This window comes from Gordonibacter sp. 28C, from assembly GCF_003339845.1.
Lineage (GTDB): Bacteria > Actinomycetota > Coriobacteriia > Coriobacteriales > Eggerthellaceae > Gordonibacter.
The window spans coordinates 77,372-90,410 of record NZ_PPTR01000007.1 but is presented as its reverse complement, the minus strand read 5'-3'; the positions used below and the strand labels follow the sequence as shown (position 1 = coordinate 90,410).

At 67.8% G+C, this 13,039-nt stretch carries 9 protein-coding genes; 6 read left to right on the top strand and 3 right to left on the bottom strand.

Annotated elements, in window-relative coordinates; all coding sequences use genetic code 11:
* Positions 1–36: 36 nt before the first annotated feature.
* From C1878_RS10120 to C1878_RS10100, 5 genes are all read left to right on the top strand, one after another.
* Entirely contained in the window at positions 37–1,026 is a 990-nt protein-coding gene (locus C1878_RS10120; RefSeq protein ID WP_114601503.1) for a glycine--tRNA ligase subunit alpha, read from the top strand.
* Complete coding sequence (gene glyS / locus C1878_RS10115) at positions 1,023–3,113, top strand: glycine--tRNA ligase subunit beta (RefSeq protein ID WP_114601502.1); 2,091 nt, start codon at positions 1,023–1,025, stop codon at positions 3,111–3,113. The genes C1878_RS10120 and glyS overlap by 4 nt, the downstream gene beginning before the upstream one ends.
* A gap of 4 nt (positions 3,114–3,117) precedes the next feature.
* Complete coding sequence (locus C1878_RS10110; protein ID WP_114601501.1) at positions 3,118–4,014, top strand: pyruvate, water dikinase regulatory protein; 897 nt, start codon at positions 3,118–3,120, stop codon at positions 4,012–4,014.
* A gap of 64 nt (positions 4,015–4,078) precedes the next feature.
* Positions 4,079–6,817 carry a pyruvate, phosphate dikinase gene (gene ppdK, locus C1878_RS10105; RefSeq protein WP_114601500.1) on the top strand — a complete coding sequence of 913 codons (2,739 nt, stop codon included), beginning with the start codon at positions 4,079–4,081 and terminating at the stop codon, positions 6,815–6,817.
* A 326-nt stretch (positions 6,818–7,143) separates the two neighbouring features.
* Entirely contained in the window at positions 7,144–7,818 is a 675-nt protein-coding gene (locus tag C1878_RS10100) for a DUF1847 domain-containing protein (protein ID WP_114601499.1), read from the top strand.
* A gap of 41 nt (positions 7,819–7,859) precedes the next feature.
* Here the strand turns inward: C1878_RS10100 and C1878_RS10095 are convergent, their stop codons facing one another.
* From C1878_RS10095 to C1878_RS10085, 3 genes are all read right to left on the bottom strand, one after another.
* Positions 7,860–10,205, bottom strand: a complete 2,346-nt coding sequence (locus C1878_RS10095; RefSeq protein ID WP_114601498.1) for a cation:proton antiporter — start codon at positions 10,203–10,205, stop codon at positions 7,860–7,862.
* Positions 10,206–10,423: 218 nt separating this feature from the next.
* Positions 10,424–11,461, bottom strand: coding sequence for a DUF5692 family protein (locus C1878_RS10090; RefSeq protein ID WP_114601497.1), 1,038 nt, complete (start codon positions 11,459–11,461; stop codon positions 10,424–10,426).
* A gap of 133 nt (positions 11,462–11,594) precedes the next feature.
* On the bottom strand, positions 11,595–12,203 hold the full coding sequence (locus tag C1878_RS10085) for a TetR/AcrR family transcriptional regulator (RefSeq protein ID WP_114601496.1): 609 nt from the start codon (positions 12,201–12,203) through the stop codon (positions 11,595–11,597).
* Between the two features lie 260 nt (positions 12,204–12,463).
* Here C1878_RS10085 and C1878_RS10080 point away from each other — a divergent pair, with 260 nt between their 5' ends.
* Complete coding sequence (locus C1878_RS10080) at positions 12,464–13,009, top strand: cytochrome c3 family protein (protein WP_114601495.1); 546 nt, start codon at positions 12,464–12,466, stop codon at positions 13,007–13,009.
* The last annotated feature ends 30 nt before the right edge of the window (positions 13,010–13,039 follow it).

Genomic DNA, 13,039 nt, shown 5'->3' with positions numbered 1-13,039 from the left:
CCGCGCGCGGCTGTTGAGGACAAGACAAGGAGAGCCATGCCAACCGAAACCGAGTCCGCCGCACGTGCGGACGAGCAGGCGGCCGCAGGGTCGCTGCCTCCGACGTTCCAAGACGTCATCATGAACCTGCAGCGCTACTGGGCGTCCGCGGGCTGCGTCGTGCTGCAACCCTACGACAACGAGGTGGGCGCCGGCACGAACGCACCGGCCACCACGCTGCGCTCGCTCGGCCCCGACACGTGGCGCACCTGCTACGTCCAGGGCAGCCGCCGTCCCACCGACGGCCGCTACGGCGAGAACCCCAACCGCACGCAGCACTACTTCCAGTTCCAGGTGCTCATGAAGCCCTCGCCCGACAACATCCAGGACCTGTACCTGGGATCCTTGCGCGCCATCGGCATCGACGTCGACGCGCACGACGTGCGCTTCGTCGAGGACGACTGGGAAAGCCCGACGCTCGGCGCCTGGGGGCTCGGCTGGGAGGTGTGGATCGACGGCATGGAGGTCACGCAGTTCACCTACTTCCAGCAGGTGGGCGGCTTCGAGTGCAACCCCGTGCCCGTGGAGATCGCCTACGGCCTGGAGCGCCTGACGATGTTCGTCCAGGGCGTGGACTCCATGTTCGACATCGTATGGGCGCGCGGCGACGACGGCGTGACGTTCACCTACGGCGACGTGTACTTGGAGAACGAGCGCCAGTACTCCAAGTTCAACTTCGAAGTGGCCGACACCGATTTCCTGTTCCAAGAGTTCAACGACCGCGAGGCCGAGTGCAAGCGCACGCTCGAGGCGAACCTGCCGTTGCCGGCCTACGACAGCGTGCTCAAATGCTGCCATACGTTCAACCTCTTGGACGCCCGCGGCGTGATATCGGCCACGGAGCGCATGGCCTACATCCTGCGCGTGCGCACGCTGGCCAAGGCGGTGTGCGCGAGCTACATGGAGCACGTGGTGGGCATCGAGCCCGCCGAGGAGGGCGCGGACGCCGCGCCCGCAAGCGATGCGGGGAAGGGGGACGCGCGATGAGCAGCCTGCACACGCTCGCCTTCGAGATAGGCACCGAGGAGATCCCCGCGTTCGACCTTCACAAGGCGACGCAGCAGCTCGAGAAGCTCGTGCCCGAGGCGCTGGACGCCGTGCGCGTCCCGCACGGCGACGTTTCCATCTACACCACGCCGCGCCGCCTGATCGCGCTGGTGGAGAACGTGGCCGACGCCACCGAAGCGCTGGAGGAGGTGTTCCGCGGCCCGTCGGCCAAGATCGCCTTCGACGCCGACGGCAACCCCACGAAGGCCGCCATCGGCTTCGCGCGCGGCAAGGGGCTCGACGTGGACGCGCTCGAGCGCCGCGAGGAGAACGGCGCGGAGTACGTGTTCGCAACGCGCAGCGTGCCTGCCCGCGATGTGGCCGAGCTCCTGCCCGGCGTGCTGGAGGGCGTGATCACGGGCATATCGTGGCCGAAGTCGTGCCGTTGGGGCACGCGCAGCGAGTACTTCTCGCGGCCGGTCCGCTGGCTCGTGGCCCTGCTCGACGAGCGCGTGATCCCCGTGGAGTTCGCAGGGCTCACCGCGGGCAAGCTCACGTGCGGCCATCGTTTCCTGGCCCCCGGCCCGCACGAGGTGGCCCGCGCGGCCGACCTGCTGGGCGTGGTGGAGAGCGCGTGCGTCGTGACGAGCGAGCAGGCGCGCGAGCAGCGTATCCGCGAGGGCGTCGCGCAGGCGGAGGCCCAGACGGGCTACCGCGCCGAGCTGCCCGAGAAGACGCTTCTGGAGGTCGTGAACCTGGCCGAGTACCCCACGGTGCTCGTGGGCACGTTCGACGAGGAGTTCCTCCGCGTGCCCGAGGAGATCATCGTGGACGCCATGCTCATGCACCAGCGCTATTTCCCGCTGTACGACGGCGAGGGCAAGCTCACGAACAAGTTCATCGTCGTGACGAACGGCGACCCGGCGCATGCCGACACCATCACGGGCGGCAACGAGCGCGTCGTGCGCGCCCGCCTGTCCGACGCGAAGTTCTTCTACGAGGAGGACCTGAAGCACCCGCTGGAGACCTACGTCGACCGCTTGGACGAGGTGGTGTTCCAAGAGGCGCTCGGCACCATGAAGGCCAAGACCGACCGCATCGTGGCGCTGGCCGAGCACCTGGCCGCCGACGCGGGGCTGGGCGCGGCGGACGCCGCCGACGCCGTGCGCGCGGCGTATCTGGCCAAGGCCGATCTCGTGACGAACGCCGTGGTGGAGTTCACCAGCGTGCAGGGCGTCATGGGCTCGTACTACGCCGAGGCGGCTGGCGAGAGCGAGCAGGTTGCCCGGGCCATCGCCGACCACTACCGCCCGCGCTTCTCCGGCGACGAGCCGCCCGCGTCCGACGTGGGCAAGGTCGTGGCCACGGCCGACAAGCTCGACACCATCTGCGGCCTGTTCGCCATGGGGCAGGGCCCCACGGGCTCGTCCGACCCCTTCGCGCTGCGCCGCAGCGCCATAGGCATCGTGGCCATGCTGGAGGCGGGCCTGCCCGTCTCGCTCATGAAGGCCGTGGACGCGTCGCTCTCCACGTACGAGGGCGGCGGCATCGACTTCGACCGCGACGACGTGCGCGCCCAGGTGGCCGACTTCTTCGTCACGCGCACGAAGGTCATGCTGCGCGATTCCGGCGCGTCTCCCGACGCCATCGACGCGGTGCTGGCGGTGGGCGTGGAGGAGCCGGCCGAGGTCATCGCCCGGGTGCGCGCCCTCGAGGCCGCCCGCAAAGACGAGCGCGAGACGTTCGACGACCTGGCCACGGCCTACGCGCGCGCCAACAACCTGCGCGACGCGCGGCTGGGCGACGAGGTGGACGAGGCGTTGGCGGGCGAGGCCGAGCGCGCGCTCCTGTCCGCCGTCCGCGACGTCGAGGCCAGCACGTCCGCCGCTCTCGCCTCCGACGACTACGCCTCGGCCCTGGCGGCCCTGGCGGCCCTGCGCGGGCCCATCGACGCGTTCTTCGCCGACGTCCTCGTCATGGACGAGGACGAGGCCGTGCGCGCGAACCGCCTGCGCCTGCTGAACCGCTTCGTGGGCGTGTTCACCGACGTGGCCGACTTCGGCAAGATGGCGAAGGGCGGGAAGTAGGGCGATGGACGACCTCGTCTCGTACGGCCCGCCGAACGCCGACCCGGGGAGCCTCCCCACCATCCACGTGATCAGCGACTCGGTGGGCCTCACGGCCCAGGCGGTGGCCCGGGCGGCCGCCGCCCAGTTTGGGGTCACGAACCCCGCCATCGAGGTGCTGCCGAAGGTGCGCTCGTTCGGGGAGATCGAGGACTTCCTCGACGAGCACAGCGCGTTCCACCGCCAGAACTCGGGGGACGGCCGCATGCTCGTGTTCTACACGCTGGTGGACGGCGCGCTCGCGCGGCAGCTGGCCGCCCATGCGGCCGCTCGCGACGACATCGTGGCGGTGGACCTCATGACCGACGCCATCGCGGCCATCGCGCGCATGACGGGGCGCAGGCCCTCCACGAAGCCCGGCGGCCTGCACGTGGCCGACCAGTACTACTTCAAGCGCATCGAGGCCATCGAGTTCACCATCGCCCACGACGACGGCCGCAACCCGCAGGAGCTCTCCCAGGCCGACATCGTGCTTCTGGGCGTGTCGCGCTCGTCCAAGACGCCCACGTCCATCTACCTTTCGCAGCAGGGCTACAAGGTGGCGAACATCCCGCTCGATCCCACCACCGATCCGCCGAAGGAGCTCGCCGACGTGGAGCGCACGCGGCTGTTCGGGCTCATGACCACTCCCGAGGTGCTCATCGGCATCCGCCAGCGCCGCCTGGGCAACGCCAGCGTGGTGGCGTCGCGCTACGCCGACCCCGAGTACGTGTACCAGGACTTGGAGCAGGCTCGGGCGCTCATGCGCAAACTCGGCTGTATTGTCGTTCACACCGAAAATCGAGCCGTTGAGGAAACGGCTCAGGAGATTTTGCGCTACTATGAGCGCGCCCACCCTCCATCCGCTGATATGATGGGCTAGGCCTGCGAACCTGCGAGGTTCGGTACTCTGTACGATTTGAAACGTCGCGTTTAAGGAGAAAAAGGTGACCGAAGAAGTCAAACGAGTCTATGCATTCGGCAAAGACGCACAGGGCAACAACGTAACCGAGGGCAACACCAACATGAAGGCGCAGTTGGGCGGCAAGGGCGCCAACCTCGCCGAAATGGCCAACATCGGGCTCCCCGTGCCTCCCGGCTTCACCATCACGTGCCAGACCTGCATGGAGTACGCCAACGCGGGCAACACGTGGCCCGAGGGCGCGCTCGACACCATCCAGGCCTACCGCGAGGACCTCGAGGCCCGCATGGGCAAGAAGATCGGCGACGCCGCCGACCCGCTGCTCGTGTCCGTGCGCTCCGGCGCCCCCATGTCCATGCCGGGCATGATGGACACGGTGTTGAACCTGGGCCTGAACGACGAGTCCATCAACGGCCTCATCGCCCAGACCGAGAACCCGCGCTTCGCCTGGGACTCCTACCGCCGCTTCATCCAGATGTTCTCCAACGTGGTCATGGGCCTGGACGGCGATCTGTTCGAGAACGCCATCACGGCCATGAAGAACCTGCGCGGCGCCGCCTCCGACACCGACCTCTCGGCCGACGACCTCAAGGAGCTCGTGGCCGAGTTCAAGCAGATCTTCGCCGAGAACGTGGACGCTGCCGCGTACCCGAGCCTCGTGGTCGACGGCTCCGTGCAGTTCCCGCAGGATCCCAGCACGCAGCTGCAGCTGGCCATCGAGGCCGTGTTCGGCAGCTGGAACAACCCCCGCGCCACGCTGTACCGCAAGCAGAACAAGATCGCCGACGACCTGGGCACCGCCGTGAACGTGCAGTCCATGGTGTTCGGCAACAAGGGCAACACCTCGGCCACGGGCGTGGCGTTCACGCGCAACCCCGCTAACGGCGAGAAGGAGTTCTACGGCGACTACCTGGTGAACGCCCAGGGCGAGGACGTGGTGGCCGGCATCCGCAACACCAGCCCCATCGCCGACCTCAAGCACGTCGAGGGCTTGGAAGAGGCCGGTCGCGAGCTCGAAGAGGTGTTCGTGACGCTGGAGAACCACTTCCGCGACATGTGCGACATCGAGTTCACCATCGAGCAGGGCAAGCTCTGGATGCTGCAGACCCGCGTGGGCAAGCGCACCGCCGCCGCCGCGCTGCACATCGCCATCGAGATGGAGAAGGAGGGCCTCATCACCAAGGAAGAGGCCGTCATGCGCGTGGACCCCGAGCAGCTCGACCAGCTGCTGCACCCGCAGTTCGACAAGAACGCCGACTACGACGTGGTGGCGAAGGGCCTGAACGCCAGCCCCGGCGCCGCGGTGGGCGAGGCCGTGTTCTCGGCCGCCGACGCCGTGGCCGTCACCGAGGCCGGCCGCAAGTGCGTGCTCGTGCGCTGGGAGACGAACCCCGACGACCTCGCCGGCATGATCGCCGCCGAGGGCATCCTCACGTCGCACGGCGGCAAGACGTCGCACGCGGCCGTCATCGCCCGCGGCATGGGCGCTCCCTGCGTCTGCGGCGTGGAGGCGCTGAAGATCGACGCGGAGAAGAAGGAAGCCGCCGTGTCCGGCACGGACATCGTCATCCGCGAGGGCGACATGATATCCATCGACGGCACGACGGGTTCCGTGGTGCTGGGCGCCGTGGAGCTGGTGCTGCCCGAGCTCACGGGAGACCTGGACACCATCCTGGAGTGGGCCGACGAGTTCCGCACCATGGGCGTGCGCGCCAACGCCGACAACCCCGAGGACGCGGAGCTGTCCCGCAACTTCGGCGCCGAGGGCATCGGTCTCTGCCGCACCGAGCACATGTTCCTGGGCGACCGCAAGCAGATCATCCAGTCCTTCATCCTGAACGACGAGCCGGCCATCCGCGAAAAGGCGCTGGCCGACCTTCTGGCCGCCCAGACGGGCGACTTCTACGGCATGTTCAAGGCCATGGACGGCCTGCCGGTCATCGTGCGCCTGCTCGATCCGCCGCTGCACGAGTTCTTGGAGAGCCCGCGCGACCTGGACGTGGAGATCGCGCGCCTGGAGGCCGCCGGCACCCCCGCCGCCGAGCTCGCCGAGAAGCGCCAGCTGCTGAGCCTGGTGGACGCCATGGCCGAGGCGAACCCGATGCTGGGCCTGCGCGGCTGCCGCCTGGCCATCCTCTACCCCGAGCTGCCCGCCATGCAGACGCGCGCCATCGCCACGGCTGCCGCCCGCCTGAAGAAGGAGGGCCTGAACCCCGAGCCCGAGATCATGATCCCGCTCGTGAGCGTGCTGCCCGAGCTCGAGACGCTGCGCGGCGAGTGCGAGGCCGTCATCGCCGAGGTGTGCGAGACCGAGGGCGTGGAGCTGGACATCCCCATCGGCACGATGATCGAGCTGCCGCGCGCCGCCGTCACCGCCGACGAGATCGCCACGAAGGCCGACTTCTTCAGCTTCGGCACGAACGACCTCACGCAGACGACGTTCGGCTTCAGCCGCGACGACGTGGAGGCCAAGTTCATCCCGCGCTACCTCGAGCGCCGCATCCTGCCGTTCAACCCGTTCGAGACGGTCGACCCCGGCGTGGCCGCGCTCGTGGAGATGGGCTGCACGAAGGGCCGCGCCACGAACCCGGACATCCAGCTGGGCGTGTGCGGCGAGCACGGCGGCGACCCGGACTCCGTGAAGACGTTCCACAAGATCGGCCTCACCTACGTGAGCTGCTCGCCCTACCGCGTGCCGTTGGCGCGCCTGGCCGCCGGCCAGGCGGCGCTGGCCGAGAAGATGGGCGACCACCGCGACAAGTAGGTTCCAGCTTTTCAGGCGCACGATGAGGAGGGCCCGCGTTCGCGGGCCCTCCTCGTTCCGGCGGCGAGATACCCCCTCCCTGTCATCCTGAGCGAGCGAAGCGAGTCGAAGGATCTTCGGCAAAGAAAACCTCGCGCAACCGAAGATCCTTCGACTGCGCTCCCTTCGGTCGCTCCGCTCAGGATGACAGGGAGGGGGCGGCCTTCGGGTCGCTTCTGCGATGTTCCTGCGCGCTCGGAAGCGTGGTATATTTCGCAGGAAGATCGGAAAGCGTTTCGCGACGGGCGCATCGAGCCGTGGTCGAACGAAGGAAAGGCGGTACGGGGATGGACGTAAACGAGGGTTTCTCCTGCTTGGACTGCACGGGGCGCGCATGCGAGTTCGAAACGGGCGAGAACCCGCCGCAGTGCGTCGGCGGCGCGGCGGCCGCGCTGCACGACGAGGTGCGGGCCTGCTACGCCGAGCCCGAGAACCGCCGCATCATGAAGGCGGCCATGGTGTCGAGCTCGAAATGCGGGAACCTCACGCGCGTGCAGGAGACCATCGAGTTCGCCCGCCTCGTCGGCGCCAAGAAAATCGGCATCGCCACGTGCACCATGCTGCTGAACGAGAGCCGCATCCTGGGCGGCCTGCTGGAGCGGGCGGGCTTCGCGGTGTTCGGCGTGGCCTGCAAGGTGGAGAGCAACCATCGCGGCGATCTGGACCTCGTGCTGGACGACGGGGAAGAGGGGCCCGTGCTCTGCAACCCCGTCATGCAGGCGCGCCTTCTGGCCGAGGCCGGCACCGACCTCAACGTCGTCATGGGGCTGTGCGTGGGCCACGACGTTCTGTTCTGCAAGTACACGAAGGCGCCCACCACCACGCTCGTCACGAAAGACCACGTCACGGCGCACAACGCCTGCGCCGGCCTGTACGCGGCCAAGACGGTGTACCGAAAGCGCCTCGACGAGACGATAGCCGCCTGCTGCGCGGACGGCGAAGCCGACGGGAAGGATGCCTGACGGTCGCGGGAAAGCCAGCCGCCGAACCCCCGGCTTCGTTCTCAAGCCTGCTCGATGAGGCCTGCGGCGCGGGCAGGGTCGCCGACCAGCCACACGCGGTCGCCGGGGAACAGGCGCGTGTTGCGCGAGGGCTTCATGCGCACGAGGGCCTCGTGCTCGTGCGCCACCACCAGGCTCGCGTAGGTTCCTTTGAAGTCGATCGAGGCGATGGTCTTGCCCGCGAAGGGCGAGCCCGCCTCCACGCCCAGCGCGAAGCAGGTGACGTCGAAGCGCGCCGGGCCGTGCGACAGGTAGTCGTCCAGCATGGAGCTTTCCGCCTCGTCCTCCTCGAGAGAGCCGTCTTTGAGCATGCTCTGCAGGTACGCGTCCACCTCGGCCTCGGTGCCCAGAAACGCCAGCACGTCGCCCTCGCGCACGCCGAGCGTGTCGTTCGGGTCGTTGATGCTCCGGGCCAGCTCCTCCTTCGACAGGCGCGCGACGCGGTCGGCGTCCACGCGCCGCCCGTCGCGCACGATGGCCATGAGGTCCAGGTTGTGCGCGATGCCGAACACCACGTCGGTGGAGCGCTCCGCGCCCAGCAGCTTGAGCGTGCGGCTGGCCTCCACCTCCACCACGTACAGGTGCTTCTCCACCCAGTTCGCGTGGTCCTCGTCGGAGAGGCTCGCACGCCGCTCGGCAAGCACGCTCTCCTTGAGGTTGCCGGTGAAGCTGGTCTCCAGCTTGAGGAACAGCGAGTGCAGCGTGCGCGAGCGCCCGAGCGCCACGGTGCAGGCCGCGCCCAGAAGCACCATCCAGGCGATGCTGTCGGCGCCGGCCGCATAGGCGATGGCCAGCACGGAGAAGAACGAGAGCGCCACGCCGGCCGCCGAGAGGGCTGCGAGCGCGGGGCGGTTGCGCCGGCGGCGCATCCACAGCGCCCCGAACTCGTTCTTGCGCCCCGTGTAGAACAGGTTCGCCATGAACAGTCCCGTGGCCAGGATGCCGAGCGCCGCCATGGCGCCGGTGAGGAAGGGCTCGGGCACGGCGCCGCGCAGAAGGCGCGGGACCATCTTCACCAGCACCTCCACCGAGGCGGCGGCGCACAGCACCACCAGCCCCGCCTTGAAGAACCAGCGCTTCAGGTAGTCGCGCCACAGGTTCTCGCCCTCGTCGTCGCCCTCGTCCTCGGCGGCCTCCTCGCGGCGCTCGAGGAAGGCGAGCGCGCTTGCGGGAAGCAGGCGCACGAGCAGCAGGTAGGCCCGCTCGGAGTTGCGCACCAGCAGAGGCGAGGCGAGCGAGGTGACCACCGACACCGTCACGATCACCGGGTAGAGGAAGCCCGCCGTCACGCCGAGCGAGGTGCCGAGCGCCGCGATGATGAACGAGAACTCGCCGATCTGCGCCAGGCTCAACCCCGCCTTCACCGCGGTCCTGAGCGACTGGCCTGACAAAAGCGCGCCCAAGCAGCAGAAGAACGAACGCCCGACAACCGTCACCACGGCCAAGAGCGCCACCGTGCCCAGGTTGTCGATGACGGCCTGGGGGGCCACCAGCATGCCCACCGACACGAAGAACACGGCTCCGAAGAGGTCTTTCAGGGGCTTGAACAGGGCGGCGATGCGAGGGGCCTGCACGGTGCCCGCCAAGATCGAACCCGCGAGGAACGCGCCGAGCGCCGAGGAGAACCCGATGCCCACGGCCAGCGCGGCCATGCCGAAGCACAGCGCGATGGAGGCGACGAGCAGGATCTCGTCGTTCACGGCGTCGCGGATGCGCTTGAGGGCGCTCGGCACCACGATGACGCTGAGCGCGAACCACACGATGAGGTAGAGGGCCATGCGGCCGATCTTGAGCACCACGTCCGCCGCCTCGGCGCCCGCGCCGGCACCGGCCGTGGAGAGCACCGCCAGCAGGAACACCGCCGCGATGTCCTCGATGACGAGCACGCCGAACACGAGCTCGGTGAAGCCCTGGCCCTTGATCCCCAAATCGGTGAACGTCTTCACGATGATGGACGACGAGGAGATGGCCAGCATCCCGCCCAAGAACAGGCTCATGACGAACGGCCAGCCCAGAAGCGTGCCCACCAGCAGCCCGAGGGCTATCATGAGCGACATCTCCGTGGCGGCGGTCACCACGGCGGGCCGCCCCACGGTGGTGAGCTTCAGCACGCTGAACTCCAGCCCCAGGCCGAACATGAGGAAGATGACGCCGATGTCCGACCACGTGGTGATGCTGGCCGTGTCCACCACGGTGGGAACCCATGCGATGGCCGGCCCCACCAGGAACCCCGCCAGCACGTAGCCCACCACGAGCGGCAGCTTGAGGCGCCGGCACGCGATGGTGACGACCGCGGCCACGGCCAGGATGAGCGCGAGGTCGGTGATGAGCGGGGGAAGGTTCTGCATGCGGTTCCTTCGAGGTGAAGTCGACGTTAAAGTGCGTGTTCGCGCAACCCCTTATTCTAGCAGGTTCGATGCCTTTGCGGCAGGTGCGGGTCGCTTTCCGCCTCGTGCGCCGTGCGCGTGCGGCGGCGGCGCGCCCTTCCGCCGGGGGACGCGGAAGGGCCGGAGTCCCTCGCGGACTCCGGCCCTTCTCGCATCGGGTCGCCGTCGACGGGCGATCGCTACGCGCCCTGCGGGACCTCGTCGCCCGCCTGGGGCTTGGGGTCATGCGGCAGCGCCGGGGCGTCCTCGCGACGGGCCATGGCCTGGTCGTAGTCGCGCGTTCCCACGAACACCTCGTTCAGGTACGGGTTCACCTTCAGCTTCCTGGCGCGGTACATGATGTAGGCGAAGGCGGCCACGTTGGCCAGGAGCGCGATCACCGAGACTGCCAGGTTCACGTTCGGGTTGTTCACCGACTGCACGCTGAACACGCTGTAGTCCTGGAAGGCGGGGAACACCTGGGCGAACATGCACCAGATGGCCAGCGTGAACGCGCGGTTCTGGATCCAGCCGCCCTTGTTCCACAGCATAGCCGCCACGGTGGGGGCCAAAAGCAGCGCCAGGCCGCAGTAGAACGAGTGCGTGGGCAGGCAGTTGTAGGTGTAGCAGAAGTTCCACAGGTCGTAGGCGATGATGAACACCCACGTCATGTCGGGCCAGAGCATGTCCTGCTTCTTCTTGGACACGTAGATGCCGAACCAGCCGGTCATGCAGGCGATGTTGATGATGCCCGCCACGCCGTTGAACACGTTGTGCCAGCCGCCGTAGAGCGTGACGCCCTCGGAGGACACCCAGGTGGTGCCGAACGCGCGGAACGCGCTCTCGAAGTCGCTCACCACGGCGATGAGGATGTTGATGGCCACGATGACGAACGGGAAGCACTTGAACCAGTGCGACTTGCCGATCTTGCCCCACTTGTACTTGAGCGCCATGAAGCCGACGCAGCCGATGGTGGCGGCGTAGAGCTTGGCGTAGTGGAACCAGCTGTTCATGTGCACGTAGGTGGGATTGTTGAGCGCCCAGTCGGCGCCCATGGCGGCGCCGGCGTAGATGGCGACGAAGTACGCCGTCAGCGCTATCGGCACGCCGATGAAGCAGACGGTGCCGCCGACCTTCGAGCGCCGGGCCACCTCATTGATGAGGATGAGGCCGATGAACACCATGGCCCACCCGAGCCATTGGTACAGGGCGTTCTCGCCGTAGACTTGGAACAACATGTCGGTTACCCCTTCTTTCTAGAGCTTGCCTCGCCACTTCCCACGCTGTGGCCGCGTTTGCCTTCTCCGACGGCAGGACGCACGTTCCCAAGGGCGCGCTCGCGTCCCTCGTCGTCTTGCTGTTCGAATGCGCCTAGATGCTGCCCGCGTCCTCCCCGTGCGGGCGTTCGGGCGGGACCTCGGTGCCGCGGACAATGTGCAGCGTTTGGGCTATCAGGTCCTTCAGCACCTCGTCGTCGGCCTCGGGGTGGTGCCGGACGTAGCCGACGATCCCCAAGACCAGCATGTAGAACGTCTCGTAGACGTGGTCCACCTTGATGGTGTGCAAACGGCCGTAGTCGCGCACCGTGGTGTCGAGCATGTACGAGGCCACGCGATCGGCAACGCGGTTGACGAACTCGAGGTAGAGCGCCGCGTTCTCCTCGGACGCGAGCGAGCGGCGGAACGCGTCGTTCTCGAACACGCCCAGGCGCAGGATCTTGACGACGCTCTCCAGCGCATGCTCGATGTTGCCGGGGCGGCGCTGTTCGTTCCAGTACTCGAGCGCCTCGATGTAGTCGGCCACGTAGGCGTCCAGCACGGCCGAGGTGACGGCTTCCTTGTCGGGGAAGTAGTGGTAGAACAGCGTGCGCGTCACGCCCAGCCGGTCGGTGATGCTCTGCACCGACGTGCGCGAGAGGCCCTGCTCCTCGTACAGCTGGCGAGCGGCCTCGATGAAGTCCTCGCGGCGCTGGTCGCTCATCGCCGCCTCCTTCCGTTCCGCCGGCCGCCGTCCGGCAGCCTCGGCTTTCGGGCGATCCGTCCTGCAACCGTCGGGTTGCGCCGGGCGGGCCGCCCGGCCGCCTTGCCGATGAGCGCAGAATACGCCCCCGATTGACAGGGTGTCAATGTACACTTTTGGATTTTCGTCAATGATTTTATGAAGATTACGTGCTAGTATTCCGGCCTATAAGATTCACAAGTGAAACAAAAACAAAACACTGGTGAATAAAGGAGGAGGGCATGGAAGGAAAGAGGCGCACGAAGCGGTGGCCGATCGTGGTGGGCGTGGCGGCTCTCGTCGTCGTCTGCGCGGGAGCGGGGTTCTGGGCGTGGCACGAGCAGCCGAGCTTCTGCAACGCGATCTGCCACGAGCCCATGGACAACTACGTGGAGGGCTACTACCACGACGGCGCGCTCATGGCGAACGCGCACGAGCGGGCGGGCACGACCTGCCTGGAGTGCCACGAGGCGAAGCTGTCGGAGCAGGTGGCGGAAGGGCTGTCGTGGGTGAGCGGCGACTTCTCCGTCGATGCGGAGGGCAACCTGGCCACGGTGGGCGCGAGGGCCGACGCGAAGATGTGCGCGCGGGCGGGCTGCCACGACTTCGACGAGGTGGCGGCTTCGACGGAGGACTGGGGCGGAGAGGAGGGCGTGAACCCGCATGCGTCCCACCAGGGCACGGCCATCGACTGCAGCAACTGCCATGGCGCGCACGGGGCGTCGTATATGTACTGCAACGCCTGCCACGACTACCAGGTCCCCGACGGTTGGGAGAGCCCCCGGTAAAGGGGCCGGCATGTCGGGCAATCGCCATCA

Bases quoted from the DNA above. Each gene is read 5' to 3' on its own strand.
- C1878_RS10120 (WP_114601503.1), top strand. From the start codon at position 37: ATGCCAACCGAAACCGAGTCCGCCGCACGTGCGGACGAGCAGGCGGCC.
- glyS (WP_114601502.1), top strand. From the start codon at position 1,023: ATGAGCAGCCTGCACACGCTCGCCTTCGAGATAGGCACCGAGGAGATC.
- C1878_RS10110 (WP_114601501.1), top strand. From the start codon at position 3,118: ATGGACGACCTCGTCTCGTACGGCCCGCCGAACGCCGACCCGGGGAGC.
- C1878_RS10100 (WP_114601499.1), top strand. From the start codon at position 7,144: ATGGACGTAAACGAGGGTTTCTCCTGCTTGGACTGCACGGGGCGCGCA.
- C1878_RS10095 (WP_114601498.1), bottom strand. From the start codon at position 10,205: ATGCAGAACCTTCCCCCGCTCATCACCGACCTCGCGCTCATCCTGGCC.
- C1878_RS10090 (WP_114601497.1), bottom strand. From the start codon at position 11,461: ATGTTGTTCCAAGTCTACGGCGAGAACGCCCTGTACCAATGGCTCGGG.
- C1878_RS10085 (WP_114601496.1), bottom strand. From the start codon at position 12,203: ATGAGCGACCAGCGCCGCGAGGACTTCATCGAGGCCGCTCGCCAGCTG.
- C1878_RS10080 (WP_114601495.1), top strand. From the start codon at position 12,464: ATGGAAGGAAAGAGGCGCACGAAGCGGTGGCCGATCGTGGTGGGCGTG.